This window comes from Rivularia sp. PCC 7116 (assembly GCF_000316665.1).
In the GTDB taxonomy this organism is placed as follows: Bacteria; Cyanobacteriota; Cyanobacteriia; order Cyanobacteriales; family Nostocaceae; genus Rivularia.
Window position 1 is genome coordinate 4,551,593 of record NC_019678.1, and the last position, 19,690, is coordinate 4,571,282.

A 19,690-nucleotide genomic window follows, 5' to 3' on the forward strand; every position below is an offset into this window, starting at 1 on the left:
GCTACCAGCGCTCGATTAAAAAAATTCTTCTAGAGCGCAGAGTACGCAGAGAAAGAGAGAAGAAGAGGAATTGATTATTATTCCGATACAAATAAATTTGATGCCAAATGTTGGGTTACGACACGATTCAATAATTTTTGTTCTCAGCCAAATTAAACCGTGTCTAACCCAACCTACTACTTTTATTGTGTCAACATTATGGTGCGTTAGATGATGTAGAAAAAGTTTTCATATTAACAGATGAATTTTCGTACATCTAACACACCCTACAATAATCTGGTAACTGGTAACTGGTAACTGATTACTGTTCACTGTTCACTGTTAACTGTTCACTGTTCCCCAACCATAATTCCACGCCCTGCCAAAGCTGCATAAACTAAGTTGGTATTTCGCATGTCGCCTTCTAACCAGGTAAGTCCGGGAAATTGCTGCTTTTCGGGGTTGCTAATTTGCTTCCAGGTTCTACCCATATTTTTGGAAATGTACATGGCATCTTTTTTTGCTCCATTGACACGTCCAAATATATAAACGTAAGGATTTTTACTGGAAGAACCTTTACCAAAGGTGACAAATTCGCAAGTATCTACTGATGCGATTGGTTTAAAATTTTTACCTCCGTCAACAGAACGATACAGTTTGTTGCCTTCAACATCTTCCGGGTTGCGAGCAAAACTCATCCACACATCACTCTGCTTGGTTGGATTGGGAACTATTGCCGGACGCACCATCCACGTAGGTAATTCATTCGATGCCCCCTTCCTCCAATTTGCTCCACCATCGTTGCTGTAAAAGAATGTCCAACCGTTGTAATAGTAAAAAGTTTTACCTTCGGGGTCTTGACGGTCGGCTGCTAAAATATACGAGCTTAAGTATGGATGTATGCTATTTGCCCAAGATTTAGGTAATGCATCGTAATGGGTATGTTTGTCGTTGTTGGGGTCAAAAGGTTTTGGTTTTGGATCGTGGTCTAAATTATGCGCTAGTTTCCAGGTTTTACCACCATCTTTGGTGTAGTGCGTATAAGGTCCCCAAGTCGGCGACCAAACCATGTTGTTGGGATTTGTCGGCGACATGGCAATTTGACCGCCCATTGCAACGGTTTTTCCTCGCTGAGATTTTTCCTCTTTCCACATATTTTCTGTGGGTACTGACTCAAAACCTTGCCAAGTTTTTCCGTTATCTTTAGTTATACCGTGTACTGGATGATATGCCTGCCACTGGTGAAAACCCACAAATGCAGCATAGTTAGGTTTTTTGTAAGCATAATCCATACCCGTTGCTCCCGCTACGTGAGGAAATGGTACGGGGTATTTATCCCAGTCGGGATTTGCCCATTTATAAGCTGGATTTACACTTATGTTTGCTGGATTAATTTTTTCCTTCGGTACTTGATGACGGTTGGCGTGGCGAAAACCAATCATGTCCTGTACCGCACTGATTAAATCTGCTCCTCCTTGAGATTTAGGAACCGGGGGAACTCGCACTAAGTTCGCATCAAGTTCTTCCAAATTCTGCATCAACCATTTAAAATTCGGCTCTTTTGCAGTTATGTTATCGGTACAAGCCACACCCCAACCGTTTGTCCACCAAACTCTTTTTGGGTTTGCTGGATCGATTACAACCACCGATGCACCGGTTCCAGAATAAGACTGATAGTATTTTGGTGCTGACGGATTTACTTTATCTTTGGGATAGTTTGGATCGTAAGCACCCATGTACATAGTTTGCTTGTTCCAAGTATTACCACCATTATTGGAACGGTAAAGATATTTATCGGCAATTGCTATTACTGATTTGGGATTATTCTTCTGTACTGTTACAGCTGAATAAACTCTTTTATCGCCATCGGGAGTGATATCATTCCATTTTCCGTTTTCATATTTACGCACTCCACCGGATTTCTTACCACCATTTTTCGGTTTGGTGCCAAAACTCACGTACAGCGTACCATCAGAAGCAACTGTTCCGCGTAAGGGGTCTTTTCCTCCCGAAATATTGCGCCAGGTTTGACCTGCATTTTTACTTTGCCATACGCCTTTTCCGTGAACTCCGACGTATATTATTTTTGTCGCTTGGTTGGCTTTGCCAGCATTTTGATCGAAAGCAACAAAAGTAAAGCCCGGTATATCTTTGTTCTCTTTACCATTTGATTTATTGTATTCCGGTAAGCTTTTAGCCGCCGGTAATCCACTACTAACCTGCGTCCACCCTTGCTTGTCGCTCTTTCTCCACAGTCCGTCGCGGCGGGAAGCAAAGTAAATTATGTCACTTTTATTTGGGTCTACCATCAAGCGTTCACCCGTATCGGAACGATATTCTTGGTTAGCTCCCATGAAGACATCTTTCTTACCTAATCCTGTTGGTTTCCAAGTATTTCCTCTATCATCGGAAACCATCACCTCACCAGAATATTTATACTTCTTTCTCTTGTTCTCCGTAATAATCGAGCTTCCATGCTTTACCGCAACATAAACGCGGCTAGGCTTTTGCGGGTCAACAGCTATACTTTCAACACCTATGCCACCACCGGAAAAGTTTGTATCAAACATATCCATCAGTGGCAGCCATTTCTGATTTTTGCGGTCGAAGCGATAAGCACCACCAATATCCGTGCGGACATATACATCATTGGTTTTTACGGGTGCGTTACCCCGAAGGGGTTTAGCTTCGCTAATCGCCATTCCCGTAACGTAACCCATACCCTGAATATTAACGTTACTCCATTTAAATGATTGCTGCGTATTTGCTCGAACAGATATGACGCTAAAGTTATTGCTAACTAGCAGTATTGCTGCTGTAGATATCAGCAATATAAAAAAACTTAATTTACGCAGTAGATGAGTGAAATGTAGTTGTTTGCGGAGGATATTCATTGGCTTGAAACCGCAGATAAACAGCAAAATTTGTTTCTATGTCTTTCCTCTCTTTCTTTATGTTCCTTTCAAGGAAGAAAATCAAGATGCAACCAAAAGGAAAGCATACAAACAGGTATTGTCACTGTTTATATAACTACAAACCCGGTGTGAAATTCATTCTATTGATTTATATGAAGATAAATATTATTAATTCTTCATCAAAACTTTATAAATTAGTTTTGGTTAAAGGGGAAGAGGTAAAGGTCGAATACTCCTATGCGAGGATATAACACACTTTTATTTTGTAATAGGAGTGACACTCTTAATTACTTGTGCTGTACGGTTGTTATGGATATGATGCTTTTGCTACCTAAGAAGATGGTATTGCTGAATTGAAATATGAATTTGTTTTTCTAACATTTACTAGCCCCCTAAATCCCCCAATTCTGGGGGACTTGAAATGATTTATCTCCCCCAGTATTGGGGGTTGGGGGGCTTCGGCATACTTTTAATCAGCAACGCCAAGAAGATGAACTTGTAGTAATAATCCAGAGTAGGTTACTTTAAGCATCTTCGAGTTTATCAGCGTAAATTAAAGCATCAACGGAGTCAGTAATCAACACCACTCTCCAGTGCAAATTTAGAGCAAAAAATACAAATAAAACCATGCGCGACGTAATCTTTCATGCTTTTAATTGGAAATACAAAGATATTATCAATGCAGTCGATAAAATTCATGATATTGGTTATGGTGCAATCCTAATTCCTCCGCCTTTATACTCAGATAAAAATGGCGACCAATGGTGGCAACGTTATCAACCGAAAGATTATCGAGTTCTTTTGTCTCATTTAGGAGGAAAACAAGAACTCCTTGACTTGATTGAGAAATGTCATCAGACTGAACCCAAAATTCGAGTCTATGCCGATATAGTCATTAATCATATGGCTAATGAAAATAGAGCGGATCGATTAAATTTTCCAGGTGAAGCTGAACTTGAGAAATATAGAACCGATCCAACATTTGAAGATAATCTTTTATACGGTGATTTAAGCGAAGGTCTGTTCTCGCCTTGGGATTTTAATCAAACTGGCAATATTCAAGGTCATGAATGGTCTAACCGAAATAGAGTTATATATGGCAGTTTAAGCAATTTGCCCGATCTCAACGATTCACCTTGGGTTTTATTGCAACAACGAAATATGTTTATTGCCCTAGCAAATATGGGTTTTGATGGTTTTCGGATTGATGCAATCAAACACATAACGGAAAGGATGATTGATAATTTTGCCGATCGCGACGAAATAGCTTCTAAGTATCTATTCGGCGAAGTTTTAACTGGTAGCGATGACGATGAGAATATTTTTATCGATCCTTTTCTTCAAGAAACTTGGATATCTGCCTACGATTTTCCTCTATTCCAAACTATTAGAGAGGCGTTTGGTTTTGGTGGCTCATTAAGAAGACTAGCTCGTCCCGAAGCTGAGGGCAATGCCCTGCCTTGGTATCGGGCAGTCACTTTTGTTATTAATCATGACATTCCCTATAACGATGGTTTTCGCAGTTGGTTGTTAGATCGACACGATGAGCATTTGGCTTATGCTTATATCCTAGGAAAAGATGGAGGAGTTCCTTTAATATTTTCTGACCATAATGAATCAGTCGAGAAACATCCTGAAGACACAGATAGATGGACAAAGATTACCGAACGGGTAGATCTGCTCAAGATGATTCGTTTCCATAATGCTGTTCGCGGACAACCAATGGCAATCTTATACGAAAGCGATACTGTATTAGTCTTCCGTCGAGGAAATATGGGAATTGTTGCTATTAATAAAGGTGGAACGGAGAATTGGGTTGAATTTAATACTTGGGGTTTAAAAAATCCAGGTAACTATCAAGATTTTATTCACCAACATGAGATGAAACTTTCTGGCGATCGCTTTACTCTCTATGTTCCTCCCAGAACCGCCCAAATGTGGCTGGCAGATTAGTTTGCGAAGCTTTAACCTGCCGCAATATCAGTATTTTAACAAAGGCTTCTAATAAGTTTTCCTTCTTAAAATACATACAAAAAAGAGGTCTTCTCTGACCTCTTCGGAACTCCCAAAATATTATTATTGGTTTATTTTTTTATATTAATGTCTACTTTAAACCAGTATTCATACCTTGCTTTCCGGTAGCTAGTTCTACCTTAACAATCTGTCCACCCATTTTTTGAATGCGTTGCTGTTCGCGGAACCAGTTTTCGTAAGGAACTAATTTGGTAAAGTAGGTATTTTGAAGTTCGCGTTGAGTACGAATTCTAGTTTGGCTGGGAACGCAAGCAGTAACTTTAAACATCCGCATGGGATTAAATCTCCTAATTGTAGTAACTGAGAATTTTTTTATTAGAGGAATTCCAGAAATCACTAAATTCTGAATTTCTTTATTATTTATTTCAAAAAGAGTAAATCTTTAGGTCTTTATTGCGAGGCTGGGAATCAATCATCAATACTAGATAGCCAACACATATCATCTCAAATTTTGATTCAAATTCTGAAACAATAAGCCATCGAACTTCCTAGCACTCATGACTGATTTCCAGACCATCATCATTAGTCATGCTTAAACTAATTCATGAAATAATTCAAGATTTAACTCAAGCAATCCTAAAAATGCTACTAGCTTAAGCCAGAGCAAATGTAGTCGAAGTATACGCCCATTTCTTTACCAGCGTCGGGACCAACCAAGCTAGCAGTAACTTCTTTCATGGAATTGATAGCTTGTACGGTAGCACCAACAGGTACGCCCAAGGAATTGTAGGTTTCTTTCAAACCGTTCAATACACGCTCATCCAAGATGGAAGGATCGCCAGCCAACATAGCGTAGGTGGAGTAACGTAGGTAGTAGTCCAAATCGCGGATACAAGCAGCGTAACGGCGAGTGGTGTACATGTTACCACCGGGACGGGTGATATCAGAGTACAACAAGGACTTAGCTACAGCTTCCTTAACGATTGCAGCAGCGTTAGCAGCAATGGTGGTAGCAGCACGTACTCTCAATTCACCAGTCTGGAAATAGCCCTTGAGCTTTTCCATAGCGCCGGTATCGAGGTACTTACCTTGAACGTCTGAAGAATTGATGACAGAAGTAATTGCGTCTTGCATTTTATTATTTCCTTATTTCCAACTTTTTTACAAGGAGATGTTATAGGGTTTCGATAATTCGCCCTACTGCATCGCACCTACTAAATAGTCAAAGTAAGAACCAGCTTCGCCAGAGTCTTCAGCAGACATCATGCCAGTAGCAACGTTCTTCATAGCGCGAACGCCTTCGGCAACTGCATCAATAGGAGTTCCGAGGGACTTGTACATTTCGCGAACGCCTACGATACCGATTTCTTCGATGGGTGTAACATCACCAGCAACGATTCCGTAGGTAACCAAGCGTAGATAGTAATCCATATCGCGCAAGCAGGTAGCGGTCATTTCTTGACCGTAAGCATTACCGCCAGGAGATACAACGTCAGGACGCTTTTGGAACAATTGGTCGCCAGCTTGCTTAACGATGCGCTCGCGATTTTCGGTTAGCATTTGAGCAATCCGCAAACGCTTCTCGCCGCCTGTAACAAAACCTTTAATTCTATCTAATTCGCCAGGGCTGAGGTAACGAGCCTCTGCATCAGCATTAACGATGGACTTTGTGACGATACTCATAAAAGGATTCCTCCAATACGAATGAAACCTGAGTTTATTTCAAAACGGTGTTAAAAAAAAACAATAACCGAGTTTTCTTACTTCGGAACTTCAAGTACATTCCGAGCCTGTTTGAGTAAACACCAGTACCAAACTTGGAAACTCAATTATCCACAGAAAACATTCTCCGATATTTCGTTGAGTATTTATAACTCTTTTTAACAGTTCGTAACATTTATTTTCATGTTCGACTGTTTTGGTAGTTGGTAATTGGTAATTGGGCATTGGGCATTGGAGAGGGGGAAGAGGGGGTAGAGGGGGAGACAAGGAGACAAAGAGAATTTTAATTCTTAACTCCTAATTCCCAACTCTTTCCAATGCCCCATGCCCTATGCCCTATTCCCAATTTGACCTTTAACCTCTAACCTTTGACCTGGATTACCGTTCGTTATAACGTCCGGTAAGTATGGCAGGAGATAAGCTAGACCACGATTGCTTAACTAAGTCAGCTGCGGCTTTGACACTACCAATGTAGTTACCTGCTGGTAAGGATGGGAAGCGTGGATAAGGTACTACGTCTTCACCGAAGAATCTGGAATACTCTTCGGTACCTACCATTGTTTCTACAGCAGCTTTTAAACCATCATCAGCTAATAATTTGTTGTACTGACGAATTTCAGCTTGGGTAGCTGGTGCGCGTCCCAATATGTGACGGAATAGGAATTCAATCACTTTAGTATTGGGATACGGGGTGTAAAAGCGCTTGCGGTAAACTTCGGAACTAGCTAAAGTGCGGATAAACTCGCGGACAGAAATTTCACCGTTTCTCAACTTACTATCTAAATCGCTACGACGGAAGTATGAAGGAATTTGACCGCTAAATACATCCATTACTTGAATGTAAATAGCATCAATTACCTGTTGCTTCTCGGCTTGGTTAGCCATAGTAGTCATGCGGAAAATCCGTGCTGGCTTGCGACGGCTTGTTCCCACACCAACTTCTACTGACTGTCCTCTACCATCGTTGAAGGAGCGTCCCAACTGAATAAACAGCGGTCTGCTCTTATCGATTTCGCGAGCCTTAGCAGCCATATCTGCAATTGCTTTACCCGTCAATGGCATTTGAGCAACCTGCATCTTGGATTTAACCGGCTCGAAGCTGGGAACAACAATGTCCTTGGTTTGCTTGGTGAGTCGGTTGTATAAGGTTTGGCTGTTGGGGAAGTTAGCCGCAGGTAAGGTTTGATAGAGGTTATAAGGAACCGTGTCCTCACCAAATGCTTGGGTATAATCCTCGCTATTCACCATTGCATTGATGAAAGCACGCAATCCTTGAGTAGCAAGTATTTGGTTATACTTTCTTAGCTCTTTCTGGTCTAAAGGTGCGCGTCCTAAGAAGTGCTTAGTTCCTAGCTCAATTACTTTAGTGTTGGGGTAGGGAGTATAGAATTCTTTGAGGTATAGACTGGAACAACCCAAGCCTTCGATGAATTCTTTAACGTTAATTTCACCATTACCCAATCTGCTTTCTAAGTTCTTGAATTCGCTAGAAGAAGCAATGTATGGCTCAATATCGCGCTCGAAAATTTGACGGTAAGCAGCTTTGATGAGACTTTCTACAGCTACTTTATTCTTGGTGTTTGCTACCAACTTAAAGATTTTACGCTGTTCGCGTTGCTTGCTGACACCTTGGTTAATCCGAGACTGGATATCTGGTTCGGTACGTTTTTGTTCAACTGTACCAAGCTCGACAAACATTGGTGTTTCTTCTTTCTGAACTTGAGTACCAACATCTTCGCGGATGCTACCTGTACGTAGTTGACGTAAAGATACACCTTGAGGAGTCAAGTAACGCTCGTAAGGAACGGTGTCTTCACCAAATGCTTCAACATATTCTGGGCTATCAATAAAAGCGTCTACTAATGCGTAGAAACCTTTCTTAGCACAAATATCGAAGTACTTATTATTTTCCTGACGACCGTAGGTAGGACGACCTAATAAGCGACGGTGAATGTATTCTACTGCTTTACAAACGTAGAGCGATGTCCAATACATTTTGCGGAATAAATCCGACTTCGCCAACATGCGGATAAAGTCGCGGACGGTAATTTCACCGTTTTCTAATTTGATTTCCGCAACTTTTAAACGCTGTCCTTCGTAAACGTCGCGACCAAAGACTTGTAAATAAGCAGCTTTGATAACTGCTTGAGTACTGCTTTCAGAATACTTAACGCTAGCACCTTGACCAGTTCCTCTACTTAAAGTGCTGGGAACTTGGTCTAAGCGAAATACCTTTGCACCTAAAGTACCGGGGAATGCACCGCGAGCTTGAGGTTTGCTGTTTTGGTTATTAATTCCAGGTCCTTGGTGAATCAAGATACGCTTGGTATCTTTGCTGAAAGGTGCGGGACTGCTGCTAGGATTTCTGGTTTCCTTGGGAAAGATTGCGCCGAATTGAATTTCCAAGGGGTCGTTACCGGAACCATAAACATGCTGGTCTGGTAATGGTTGATTGTAAGCAGCAAAAGTTGTGATAAACTGCGGAATCTTGCGGAAAGGAGCGCTGTATCTCAACAAATCTTGCTGAGGACCCCAGTTGCGACATTCTTGAGCTTCTTGTCCCAAACCTCTGAGGTAAGGTACAGTTTCTTCTCCAAAATAATCGGCATATTCGTTAGAATCAACCAAAGCATCAATTAAAGCTGCTTGACCGCCTCTGGAGATAATATCAAAGTATTTTTGTACTTCTTCGCGGCTAGAAGGTCCCCGTCCCAAAAAGTGACGGAAAGCAAGTTCTAGAGCGCGACTATTAATAAAAGGTTCATAAAATTGCTTGCGATATAAAGGAGATTTGCCCAAACGACGGGCAAACTCTTTCATCGAAATATCGCCATTTTTGACCTGAGATTCCAGGTAAGATATCGACTGAGAATAAGCACGGGTGATATCGCGCTCAAAAATTTGTCGATAAGCACCTTTGACGACCATATCTTTTTCCATAGCCGACAAACCAGGTTTCATGACAAACTTGGGTCGTCTTTCTGCCGCATTAAAGTAAATTTGCGGTAGTTGTAAACCTTGTTGGTCGCCACTTGGACGCTGACGCTTCTTAGTTGAAGGAGTAGCTGCTTTGAATTCGTTAACCAAAACATCCATGTACTGAGTCACAATCGCTGTGGCTTCTGGATCTTTACGGAAATAAGAAATTGAAGCAGTTCTGATTTCTTGCAAAGCTACAATTGTTGCTTCACCAGAACAAGCTCTTTCGATAATTTCTCGCAATCCCCGCACGTTTACGGCAATGATATTTGGGTCGCCAGCTACGATGGCATAAGTACCGTAACGCAAGAACCAAGACAAATCCCGTAAGCTCTTGGACATGTTGCTTGGACCGTAACGAGAAACGTTAATCGGTCTGAACCCAGCAGGTGTAGGCCCACTAGGAGAAGAATTAAAAATGGAACGTAAATTTTCCAAGAATCCGCCTTTCGATTCCACGTAAGTGACGGTTCCCAATTCCATTTGTCTCCGCATATCGGGAGATTCTTCATCACCAGTAGCCATAGCCATAGCCATAGCTGGTTCGGGTTCTCTTGGTTTTTCCAAGAAAGACATCGGCGAACCACCGACGAAAATCCGGTTCGCAGCCCGAGAAACAATAATTTCGGAATTCTCAGTTAAAGTCTGAGCAATTTCCAAACGCTTCTTACCCGAAGCGAAATAACTATTTAATTCCTTTAATTCACCACTACCCAAAAAACGGTCTTGCTGTTCCGCTTGAATAATAGTTGATAAAGCTAGAGTTTGATATAGTTGCGGACGTGCAACCGAGCTTCCACCACTTGCCTTAACACTCATGTGATTTCTTAAACTCCTATCTGATATAAGCGCGTGTGCGTATATTGGATTGCCTTTAGGCTTCAAGGAGCGGTGTGTTTTTACGTTAACCGTGTTGCCTTCAAGACTGCCAAAAAATTAACCCACTAGCTTTTAGATTAGAATGTTTTGAGTTCTATCGGGGTATTTGTTAAGAAGTATGTCAAAATCCCATTAATTATGAATTGGGCATGGGGGATTGGGGATTGGGCATAAGGAATTAAAAACTGTATGGTGTGTGACGCTTTAAAAAAAACATGATGAGGTCTGGTAACGTATGTTACAGCGTCATGCACCAATTAACTTCCAATCTCTGGCTGGGAAACCTTACCAAGAGACTCTGCCTCCGAAAAAGCACTTTGTTAATAATAGATATTTTTTACAGCCCTAAATAACAAAATATTTTTCGATAAATAAGTTTTTATTTAAGTGTATTAGTATTGTCCTCGGTGGCTTTAAGAGAATTTGTGAAAAGGCGATCGCACTTAATTTCAGTTCAGCCTCACATAAGCATTATCGGTAAAAACTGGCACGCAATCGCTAACATTAATCTCCGCAGCTAATACAACATCCAATTCAAAACCTCTTGCAATCAATTCTTTCCCCGAACTGTATTTTTTCAAAGTATTTAGGACTTACGCAAGCGGCACATTTTGTTGTAGGGTGCCGTGACACTTTGAGTAATGTTGAACGTAGTAATAAGCTTTTCAGTGTCACGCACCATCCGAGTACTGTGACAATTGCGTAAGTCCTGGTATTTAATAAATCATTTCTAAAACCATTAAATACAGCCACAGCAGCTTCAGGCTACACATACGAAGTCCAACTCTACGCTAACGTGGACTTAAAAATCTTTGTTTTTCATAGCCCACCTTACGGTGAGCTTTGCAATTGTAGCCCCACCCTTCGAGGGTGAGAGCTATAAATCTTGTGAGACAAGCATCCTGCCCGTTCTTTTAATTTTTTTATCTACATTAAATCCATTTCGGCTTTTGCTCTGTATATAAATAAAGCTCGATTCGGATGGACATCAAAATGAAGAACTTCTTTACTCAAACTAAAACTATCAAAGCTCTAACTCTAGCAGCTACTGTTGGTATTATGACGACCTTAGCAGCTTGTAGCAACGCTACCGATAACAATAGCGCTAGTGTTAGTGAACCACAAACAGAAGAAGTTACAGCTGCATCATCAGCTACTCAAGGATTAGCGCAACAGTTACAGGGTAAACCGGTGGTTGTGGATATTTATGCAGATTGGTGTGCTGGATGTAAGAAAATTAAACCTACTTTGGAAGCTTTAAAGAAGGAGTATGGTGATACAGCTAATTTCGTCGTTTTTGATGTTACAGACAAAAAAACTACTGAAGCTTCTGAGGCTAAAGCTAAAGAGTTAGGTTTGTCAGATGTATTTGCTAAATATAAGGCTAAAACCGCTACTGTTGCTGTAATGAATCCAGCGACTGGTGAAGTAGTTGAATTATTTCAAAAAAATCAAAATAAAGCCGATTATGTTGCAGCTTTAGATACAACTAAGCAACAGATAACTAATTAATTTTTTCCTGAAAAACTTCTTTTTTTATAAATCCAATTTGGCATCTAGTTTGTATTTAAAAGGAATCGATAATCAAATAGATGCCAAATGAAAAATTATTTTTTTGCAACATTCACAACTTTATTTATCGCTAGTACTTCTTTTGTAAATGCTGAAACAGTATTAGCTAATAAAGCTTTAATAAATAAACAGACTACAACTCCTATAATTACCAGGTCTGTTGCTGATGATGATAGATTTTTGATTAAATTAAGTCCGGGGACATTACCTATTAAAGACTTAGAAATTATTCTTCCCCAGCAAATGGATGATTTAGGGAATATGAAGATTACAGATAAGTCTGGTAAAGAAATTAAAACTGAAATTAAACAAGATAAAAATTTGGTTTTACTTACTTTTACTGAGAGTGTAGAACCTGGAAATACATTAAAAATAAGATTTACAGCAATTGACACTGAATCAATCAAGGGTGAAACGTTACTTTATAAATTAAGCGTTCAGCAGGAAGGTTTACTTCAAAGAATTCCTGTTGGTACAGCTATAATTGACGTTCCGGATGCAAGTTGAAAGAATTCGCTTCTGATTCAAAGACGTTGCAGTGCAGCGTCTCTAAATTACTATATTTCTAACCTAAAATTTATGAAACATAAATTAAAATCAAACAATCTCTATCTATTAGCATTTCTTTGCTTGGGAACAATCGTTATAGTTGTTTTCGGAAGCCATTTTCAAAACTTGTATTACAATTTAGAAGATTTAGTCAGACAGTTAGAAGCTCCCTATCATAAATGGGTAGCAAATCAAAATTCAACTAGTCCTATTCTTCTAATTCCTATTGCTTTTATTGGCGGTTTAATTGCTAGCATTTCTCCTTGTATTTTATCTTTGCTTCCAGTTAATCTCAGCTATATCGGAACCCTAAATATAGAATCTCGAAAAGATGCATTTTTTAAAGCCAGCTTTTTCGTTTTAGGAGCAGTAAGTATATTCAGCTTGTTCGGATTATTTGCAGCTTTCGCTTCATCTGTAATGGTGGATTTTCGCGGATACATTAATGTTGTAGTTGGTGCAATTATTCTGCTGATGGGGTTGAGTTTTGCGGGAATATTTCATTTGCCTTTACCTAAAAAACAGGTACGCATACCCGTTCCAGGTCCCTTTGGTGCTGGTTTAACGTTTGCTCTAGTTACCTCTCCTTGTGCTTCTCCGGTGCTTTTCGCGGTACTCGCAACCGCTGCGGCTAGTGGTTCTCAAGTTCTGAGTACGGTAACGATGATAAGTTATGCTCTCGGATATACAGCGGTAATATTTTTTGCTAGCTTATTTACAGGATTAGTAAAGCAAAGACAAGTATTGTTGACTAAATCCCAATGGATTATTCGTTTGGGAAGCGGTGCCTTGATTTTAGCAGGTGGCTTTTATTTGGTTACGGGCATTAAATGGTTTTTCTGATATGAATGTAGCAACACATACCAAAAAACCAAGTAGGTTGCAATCTGATTCGGATATGAGTTTATCAAACCAGACAGAAGCTGAATTATTCCAAGCATTGCAAGCGGGAGATTTATCCGCATTAGGTGCTATTTATGACCGCTACGGCGAGGCTGTATACCGTCTGGCTCTACGAATATTAAAGGATAAAAGCGAAGCTGAGGACTTAACACAAGAAATTTTTTTGGCATTTTGGCGCAGTGCTAAATATGACCCCAATCGCGGAAAGATGATTGTTTATTTGCTGACAATGACTAGAAGTAGAGCAATTAATCGGTTGCATCAAAAGTCTACTCAACAGAAGCTTTTACAAAGGTGTCAGCGCAGTACTCCGACTCATAGTGAAAGTAATTTGATGGAAAAGGTTTCTTTGGGAGAAGTTTCTCAAATCATCGGTAAAGCTTTAGAGGAAATACCAGAAAACCAGCAGCAAGTTCTAAAAATGGCTTACTACGAAGGATTGAGCCAATCAGAAATCACCGAAAAACTAAATATACCTTTGGGAACTGTAAAAACCCGTACCCGCCAAGGACTTTTGAAACTGAGAAAATTATTAAAGGATTTAGTAGATTAATCATGGAACCCCTCGAACTACCTTCAAACTGGGAAGCTTTGATAACAGGTTATGTTTTGAGCGATTTAACCCCAGAAGAAGCAGCATTAGTAAAACAGTATTTAGAAACTTATCCAGAATTAGCATGTGAAGTCGAAAGCTTGCAGGCAACTTTAGCACTGTTTCCCCTATCATTACCCGAAACTAAACCATCTGAAGGATTGCGATCGCAAATTCTCGAAGCAGCCGAAAAGGATTTATTAACCACCGTAGAAACTAATACACAAACATCTCCCCCCCTCTCACCCTCCCCCCCTCTCCCCCTCCCTTCCTCCAAACCCTGGCTAAAAATAGCCGGAATAGCAGCAGTAGGAATAATCGCGAGTTTGGGATTTTTTAATTATCGATTGAACCAAAAACTTGCAAAAGTAGAAACCGACTTATCCAATTACCGCTTGCAAGCTGAATTATCCAAAACACAGCAAGAATTATCTCGCTATCAAGAAGCTTTATCCGTACTCAAACAACCTAATAACCGTTTACTAGCACTCAAAAGTATTACTCCCGATATTTCGTCTTCCGGTAGTTTAGTAATTGCACCCAACTCTGAAGCTGCAATATTAACTTTGAAACAGCTACCCGATTTACCAGAAGATAAAGTGTATCGCTTATGGGCTTTTGTTGATGGGAAAAAAGTCAAATGTGCAAAATTCAATCCGGATTCTCAAGGTAAAGTTCTGCAAAAAATTCCTTTGAAACAATGGGGAAATACTACTGAAGTTTTTGTCACTGTCGAGCCAAAAGAAGGTTTTGATTTACCAGTAGGAGAAACAGTTATAAAAGGTTCTAGAGCGATTTGAAGAAGGGAAAGAGAGAACAGAAATGAAGATATCATATTATTCAGCTTTGTTTTAACCCGACTGGGATTGCAAATCCCAGTCTAATAGCACAAGTCCTATAAATAGGACTATATAAACCTTTAAAAGTTTTTACATCTTTTGCAAGAAAACTGAAATATTTTAAATTTTGCAATACATTTTTTTATATTATATGTTTTTAGTCCTATTTATAGGACTTTCACTATTAGCCAGGGGTTTGGAACCCCTGGGAAACAAAAGTAAAAACAAACAACTTCTTAATTCTATTCCTTATTCCCTATTCCCTATTCTCTATTATCTACTTCTGAAGTTAACTTTACTCTAAATACAATCTAAGATAATATGCGGGGCAAAAGTAACTTTTATAAAAATTCCCCCCCGTAATGAATAACTCTTCTCCACCAGCAACTTCTTCTTCTCATCAAGAAAAATTAGATTTCAAAACAAAAATAGCCTATGGTGCTGGAGAACTAGGAGGAGCGATTCCGAACAATATCTTAGTATTCTTCGTACTTTATTTTTTTACTAATGTTGCCGGATTGAATGCAAGTTTGGCTGGTAGTTTAATATTAGTTGGTAAAGCTTGGGATTCAATTAATGACCCTTTAATTGGTTGGTTAAGCGATAAAACTCGTTCTCGTTTGGGTAGACGGTATCCTTGGATGCTGATTGGTGCAATTCCTCTTGTAATATCTTTTTGCTTACTTTGGTTTACTCCACCAATAGCAAATCAATGGCTAAAATTTGCTTATTACAATCTTATTTTTATAATTTATTATGCAGCTGTTAGTTCCGTATGGATTCCTTACTCTACATTAGGAGCGGAATTAACTACAACTTACAACGAACGCACCAATGTGACTGGTTTTAGGTCGGCTTTTGCGATTGGTGGTAGTATATTTGCTTTAATTTTAGCTCAAATAATTTTAGATATTTTTGAAGCACCCCAAAGCTATTTTTACATGGCTGGTATTGCTAGCTTAATATCATTTTTAGCAGTTTATTTGTGCGTTTGGGGAACTTATAAACGCTATAAAATCATTCAAAATCAACGAGAACAAATTAAGCACGAACCATCAGAACCACTTTTACAACAAATCAAAATAGTTTTAAGCAACAAACCATTTCTTTGCGTAGTTGGAATTTATCTTTGTTCTTGGTTGGGAACCCAAGTAACGGCAGCAGTTTTACCTTACTTCGTCGTAGACTGGATGCAATTACCAAAAACTCATTTTACTCAAATGGCTTTAACAATCCAAGGAACAGCATTAATTTTAATGCCTTTCTGGAGCATCATGGGACAAAAAATTGGTAAAAAAGCTATTTACTGTATGGGTATACCAGGAACAATCATTGCTCAAGCAGGATTTTTCTTTCTGCAACCGGGACAAACCACATTAATGTACATCTTGTCAGTTATGGCAGGAATTGGTATTTCAGTTGCTTATATTACACCTTATGCAATGTTACCGGATGTAGTCGATTTAGATGAATTAAATACCGGACAACGTAGAGAAGGAATTTTTTACGGATTTGTTGTACAAACGCAAAAACTTTGTGTTGCAGCAGCGATATTTTTAGTAGGTAAAATATTAGATTGGTCGGGATTAATATCCTCAGTAGCCACTGAAGCACCACCAGTACAGCCAGAATCAGCATTATGGGCAATTCGCTTAATCATTGGTCCCATACCAACTTTAATTTTAATTATCGGTTTGGTTATAGCTTACTTTTACCCAATTACTCAATCTAAGCATGAGGAAATTGTTTTAAAACTAAAAGAAAGAAGAAAATAGGTAATTGGTAATTGGTAATTGAGAATGGGGAATATTAATAGTAATAGTTATAGTTATTTCCCCTCTCCTTATTAAGGAGAGGGGTGTCCGGAGGACGGGGTGAGGTTTGCGACATGTACCTCAATCAACCGAGAATCCATATATTCAATAATGAAATAAATGTCTTACCTTTTCTCACCAATGAACGAAAAAAGCGCCAGAATCATTTTAAACTGGCGCTATGATGAATCATTACATTTTTATAATTATAATCCTTCTGAAATTGAAGAAACCGTACAAGAGTTTTTGAACCCTAAAAATGCGTACTACAGTATTTTCAATAATCGTAATGAATTAATTGCTTATTGTTGCTTTGGTACAGATGCAAGAGTTAAAGGTGGAAATTACGATACTGAAGCTTTAGATGTTGGATTTGGTATACGTCCAAATTTGAGCAAACGAGGAATCACATTTCGGATAATAAATGCTGTATATAATTTTGCGAAAAGTCATTTTTTAACAACTTTATTTCGCGTGACGGTGGCTGAATTTAACCAGCAAGCAATAAGAATATATAAAAAAGCTGGTTTTAAACAAGTTCAGAAATTTAAACGAAAGCAAGATGGTATGGATTTCTTGGTTTTTACTTTGGAAGCTTAGTAATTTTAGATACTGAAAAACCCAGTTTTTATGAAAAACCGGATTTCTAAATCTTTCATTTTGCTATCAATACTTTTATTTATCTTCCGCATCCAAAACTTTATAATCACTCAACTTAAACAAAGTAGCAGCCCAACGTTCGTTTGGATAAATTTCTTTCACATCTCCACTAAAACGAATCATTAAACCATCTTTTTTTAATTCATCGGGAAAATTACAAGGAGCAAATCGACTGCGATTCTCTTCACTCACAATAATATAAAGCCTATCGTGAATTCTTCTTACTTTACCAACTTTATTTTCAACAGTATCTACAGTTTTTCTACTATCAAAAGCACATTTAGAATCTTTTTTAACTTTTTTACCAATCAATCCCAATTCCCTTAACTCTTCCCTAGTTTTAGTATCCCAAGAGCGTACCGATCCAAAAGCACCATCATAAACTGCATTCCAAGGTTGCTTGCCTCGATTCTCTGCAAAAAATATAAAATTACCTCCCGGTTTCTGAATAAAATTATCGCAGGAAGTTTGATTAAATCCTTTAAGATTTACAAGTTTCGGTCCAGCGCCTTTTAAATATCGTTTAACGTAAATTACAATAGTATCCCCTTTGACTCTTCTTACAACTCCTTGAAAAACAATAGGGGTTTTGTTTACTCTTTGAGCAATAGTTGCTGGTTTACTTCCAGGTGCTGGAGAACAAGCATAAGCTGGTTGTATGGGATTTAAATTTAAAGAAATAGAAATTGGTAAACTTAATCCGATAATTCCTAATAAATATAGAGAAGCAGATTTTAATCTAAGCATATCAGCTAACCTGAAAGAACAAAAAATATTTAACAACTTTAGTTTGAACCTACAAGGTTACATTATTTATACGTAAATTAACAGACTATATTATTCTTGATTTTAAAAGTTTTCTTGTGGCAATTCTATATTGTAATAACTTGAATTACTGATAAACCCTATTTTTTTCTCAAATTCAATTTTTTGCTTCAATGAATAATTTAGAAAAAATATCACCCTACATATACTAAATATAAATATAGTGAGTATTTATGCTTTTGCCTGATTCATAATTAACTAGATGCATGGTAGCTTTACTTGTACAGTTGTTTTATCACCTGGGTTACTTTGAATATTCAGGCTACCTTGATGTAATTCAGCTAAACGCTTGACGATGCTTAAACCCAATCCAGAACCTTGTTGTTCATAAACACGGCGATTGAATTGTCTATAGGCTCCTAAATTTCTAATTTCTGAAGCACTCATACCTCTACCATAATTACTAAAAGATAGAATTAGATAATTATTCTCAATCGCACTGCTTACAGAAATACTTGTATTAGATTCAGAAAATTTAAAACAGTTATCAATCAGTTCTTCAATAATTGTATAAAGTCTATTTACTGCTATTTTAACTTTACAGGTCGAATTAAAAAATATTTTTAAATCCTTTTCTCGCTCAACTTTGCTAGCTCTTTTCTTAATCAATGAAATTAATGAATCGATGGGAAAATAAGTATTTTGAGATTGTATTAATTTTATTTGTTCGGGGTCTGTTGCTATAGACTCAAGCTTTGCATATAATAAGAACCTTTGAGTAAAATCTAAGAGACGATGACCCGATTTATAAATACCTTCTGCCATTTCATAAATTTCTTGCTTTTCTAGAGTTTCATTTTCGTTTATAAGTATCTGTGAAAAACCTAAGATTCCATTTAACGGTGTTCGCATCTCATGGGGTAGTGCAAGGGTAATATTCTGTCGTAATTCGTGCAACTCGTGTTGAGATTTTTTCTGGAGGGTAAATTGTTTTTCTAATCTACACTTAATAGTTTCTAATAATTCATCTTTTGTAAAAGGCTTTGTTAGATAATCATCAGCACCCAATCTCATCCCTTGACGAAAATCCTTTTTATCCGATTTCCCACTTAAAAAAACAAAAGGTATTGTGGAAGTAACAATATTTTGCCGCAATTTACTTAATAAACTATAGCCATCTAATTCTGGCATATTCACATCACAAATGATTAAATCTGGGATTTCTTGATTTGCTAGTTCCAATCCAATCAGACCATCTTTTGCTGCGATTGTATCAAAGTTTTCGGCATCCAATAAGTCTAAAAGATTTTCTCTCAAATTAATATCGTCTTCCACGACCAAAATCTTGTTCATTTTTAGTTAGATTATTAACTCAAACGATACAATTTTAATGTTGACGATAAAGAAATAGAATTAGGGAATACTCTTATTTTTTATGTAAGTTTGGTATGAACTAGCAAGCCTAAATATAAAGTAAAAATCGAATAATAATTTTGATTATCTTGTATCAAGATATTACTGTTGTCCTTAACTACTTATTTAAATAAG

General features: G+C 38.3%; 16 protein-coding genes. 8 read left to right on the forward strand and 8 right to left on the reverse strand.

Features of this window, described 5'->3' with window-relative positions; genetic code table 11:
* Positions 1 to 329: 329 nt before the first annotated feature.
* Positions 330 to 2,873 (reverse strand): sialidase family protein, encoded by a 2,544-nt coding sequence (locus tag RIV7116_RS17665; protein WP_015119667.1) that lies wholly within the window; start codon positions 2,871 to 2,873, stop codon positions 330 to 332.
* Positions 2,874 to 3,521: 648 nt separating this feature from the next.
* Between RIV7116_RS17665 and RIV7116_RS17670 the strand changes: the two genes are divergently transcribed.
* Positions 3,522 to 4,847: an alpha-amylase family glycosyl hydrolase gene (locus RIV7116_RS17670; RefSeq protein WP_015119668.1), complete on the forward strand. Its 1,326-nt coding sequence runs from the start codon at positions 3,522 to 3,524 to the stop codon at positions 4,845 to 4,847.
* Positions 4,848 to 4,998: 151 nt separating this feature from the next.
* On the opposite strand, the gene RIV7116_RS17675 is transcribed toward RIV7116_RS17670, so the two are convergent.
* From RIV7116_RS17675 to RIV7116_RS17690, 5 genes are all read right to left on the reverse strand, one after another.
* The gene (locus RIV7116_RS17675; RefSeq protein WP_015119669.1) at positions 4,999 to 5,202 is read right to left on the reverse strand and encodes a phycobilisome linker polypeptide; all 204 of its coding nucleotides are present in this window, start codon (positions 5,200 to 5,202) and stop codon (positions 4,999 to 5,001) included.
* Between the two features lie 314 nt (positions 5,203 to 5,516).
* Positions 5,517 to 6,002: an allophycocyanin subunit beta gene (gene apcB, locus RIV7116_RS17680; RefSeq protein WP_015119670.1), complete on the reverse strand. Its 486-nt coding sequence runs from the start codon at positions 6,000 to 6,002 to the stop codon at positions 5,517 to 5,519.
* Positions 6,003 to 6,065: 63 nt separating this feature from the next.
* Entirely contained in the window at positions 6,066 to 6,551 is a 486-nt protein-coding gene (apcA, locus tag RIV7116_RS17685) for an allophycocyanin subunit alpha (protein WP_015119671.1), read from the reverse strand.
* Positions 6,552 to 6,641: 90 nt separating this feature from the next.
* Positions 6,642 to 6,815: a hypothetical protein gene (locus RIV7116_RS35900; RefSeq protein WP_157229296.1), complete on the reverse strand. Its 174-nt coding sequence runs from the start codon at positions 6,813 to 6,815 to the stop codon at positions 6,642 to 6,644.
* Positions 6,816 to 6,968: 153 nt separating this feature from the next.
* On the reverse strand, positions 6,969 to 10,388 hold the full coding sequence (locus RIV7116_RS17690) for a phycobilisome rod-core linker polypeptide (RefSeq protein WP_015119672.1): 3,420 nt from the start codon (positions 10,386 to 10,388) through the stop codon (positions 6,969 to 6,971).
* Between the two features lie 1,053 nt (positions 10,389 to 11,441).
* On the opposite strand from RIV7116_RS17690, the gene RIV7116_RS17695 reads away from it, so the two are divergent.
* The 7 genes from RIV7116_RS17695 (at position 11,442) to RIV7116_RS17725 (ending at position 17,317) form a co-directional block, all read left to right on the forward strand.
* Complete coding sequence (locus tag RIV7116_RS17695; protein WP_015119673.1) at positions 11,442 to 11,960, forward strand: thioredoxin family protein; 519 nt, start codon at positions 11,442 to 11,444, stop codon at positions 11,958 to 11,960.
* 87 nt (positions 11,961 to 12,047) lie between these two features.
* Complete coding sequence (locus RIV7116_RS17700) at positions 12,048 to 12,527, forward strand: hypothetical protein (protein WP_015119674.1); 480 nt, start codon at positions 12,048 to 12,050, stop codon at positions 12,525 to 12,527.
* Between the two features lie 72 nt (positions 12,528 to 12,599).
* A complete protein-coding gene (locus RIV7116_RS17705; protein ID WP_015119675.1) occupies positions 12,600 to 13,412 on the forward strand; it encodes a cytochrome c biogenesis protein CcdA in 813 nt (270 codons plus the stop codon).
* 1 nt (position 13,413) lies between these two features.
* On the forward strand, positions 13,414 to 14,025 hold the full coding sequence (locus RIV7116_RS17710; RefSeq protein ID WP_015119676.1) for a sigma-70 family RNA polymerase sigma factor: 612 nt from the start codon (positions 13,414 to 13,416) through the stop codon (positions 14,023 to 14,025).
* Positions 14,026 to 14,027: 2 nt separating this feature from the next.
* Complete coding sequence (locus tag RIV7116_RS17715; protein WP_015119677.1) at positions 14,028 to 14,864, forward strand: anti-sigma factor domain-containing protein; 837 nt, start codon at positions 14,028 to 14,030, stop codon at positions 14,862 to 14,864.
* 401 nt (positions 14,865 to 15,265) lie between these two features.
* Complete coding sequence (locus RIV7116_RS17720; protein ID WP_015119678.1) at positions 15,266 to 16,678, forward strand: MFS transporter; 1,413 nt, start codon at positions 15,266 to 15,268, stop codon at positions 16,676 to 16,678.
* Between the two features lie 159 nt (positions 16,679 to 16,837).
* A complete protein-coding gene (locus RIV7116_RS17725) occupies positions 16,838 to 17,317 on the forward strand; it encodes a GNAT family N-acetyltransferase (RefSeq protein WP_044291018.1) in 480 nt (159 codons plus the stop codon).
* A 75-nt stretch (positions 17,318 to 17,392) separates the two neighbouring features.
* On the opposite strand, the gene RIV7116_RS17730 is transcribed toward RIV7116_RS17725, so the two are convergent.
* Together RIV7116_RS17730 and RIV7116_RS17735 are read right to left on the reverse strand one after the other, a co-directional pair.
* Positions 17,393 to 18,124 carry a hypothetical protein gene (locus tag RIV7116_RS17730; protein WP_015119680.1) on the reverse strand — a complete coding sequence of 244 codons (732 nt, stop codon included), beginning with the start codon at positions 18,122 to 18,124 and terminating at the stop codon, positions 17,393 to 17,395.
* A 276-nt stretch (positions 18,125 to 18,400) separates the two neighbouring features.
* Positions 18,401 to 19,495 (reverse strand): response regulator, encoded by a 1,095-nt coding sequence (locus tag RIV7116_RS17735; protein ID WP_015119681.1) that lies wholly within the window; start codon positions 19,493 to 19,495, stop codon positions 18,401 to 18,403.
* Positions 19,496 to 19,690 lie beyond the last annotated feature (195 nt).

Excerpts from the sequence above, each read along its gene's own strand:
- RIV7116_RS17665 (WP_015119667.1), bottom strand. The coding sequence starts at position 2,873 with ATGAATATCCTCCGCAAACAACTACATTTCACTCATCTACTGCGTAAA.
- RIV7116_RS17670 (WP_015119668.1), top strand. The coding sequence starts at position 3,522 with ATGCGCGACGTAATCTTTCATGCTTTTAATTGGAAATACAAAGATATT.
- RIV7116_RS17675 (WP_015119669.1), bottom strand. The coding sequence starts at position 5,202 with ATGCGGATGTTTAAAGTTACTGCTTGCGTTCCCAGCCAAACTAGAATT.
- apcB (WP_015119670.1), bottom strand. The coding sequence starts at position 6,002 with ATGCAAGACGCAATTACTTCTGTCATCAATTCTTCAGACGTTCAAGGT.
- apcA (WP_015119671.1), bottom strand. The coding sequence starts at position 6,551 with ATGAGTATCGTCACAAAGTCCATCGTTAATGCTGATGCAGAGGCTCGT.
- RIV7116_RS35900 (WP_157229296.1), bottom strand. The coding sequence starts at position 6,815 with ATGCCCAATTACCAATTACCAACTACCAAAACAGTCGAACATGAAAAT.
- RIV7116_RS17690 (WP_015119672.1), bottom strand. The coding sequence starts at position 10,388 with ATGAGTGTTAAGGCAAGTGGTGGAAGCTCGGTTGCACGTCCGCAACTA.
- RIV7116_RS17695 (WP_015119673.1), top strand. The coding sequence starts at position 11,442 with ATGAAGAACTTCTTTACTCAAACTAAAACTATCAAAGCTCTAACTCTA.
- RIV7116_RS17700 (WP_015119674.1), top strand. The coding sequence starts at position 12,048 with ATGAAAAATTATTTTTTTGCAACATTCACAACTTTATTTATCGCTAGT.
- RIV7116_RS17705 (WP_015119675.1), top strand. The coding sequence starts at position 12,600 with ATGAAACATAAATTAAAATCAAACAATCTCTATCTATTAGCATTTCTT.
- RIV7116_RS17710 (WP_015119676.1), top strand. The coding sequence starts at position 13,414 with ATGAATGTAGCAACACATACCAAAAAACCAAGTAGGTTGCAATCTGAT.
- RIV7116_RS17715 (WP_015119677.1), top strand. The coding sequence starts at position 14,028 with ATGGAACCCCTCGAACTACCTTCAAACTGGGAAGCTTTGATAACAGGT.
- RIV7116_RS17720 (WP_015119678.1), top strand. The coding sequence starts at position 15,266 with ATGAATAACTCTTCTCCACCAGCAACTTCTTCTTCTCATCAAGAAAAA.
- RIV7116_RS17725 (WP_044291018.1), top strand. The coding sequence starts at position 16,838 with ATGTCTTACCTTTTCTCACCAATGAACGAAAAAAGCGCCAGAATCATT.
- RIV7116_RS17730 (WP_015119680.1), bottom strand. The coding sequence starts at position 18,124 with ATGCTTAGATTAAAATCTGCTTCTCTATATTTATTAGGAATTATCGGA.
- RIV7116_RS17735 (WP_015119681.1), bottom strand. The coding sequence starts at position 19,495 with ATGAACAAGATTTTGGTCGTGGAAGACGATATTAATTTGAGAGAAAAT.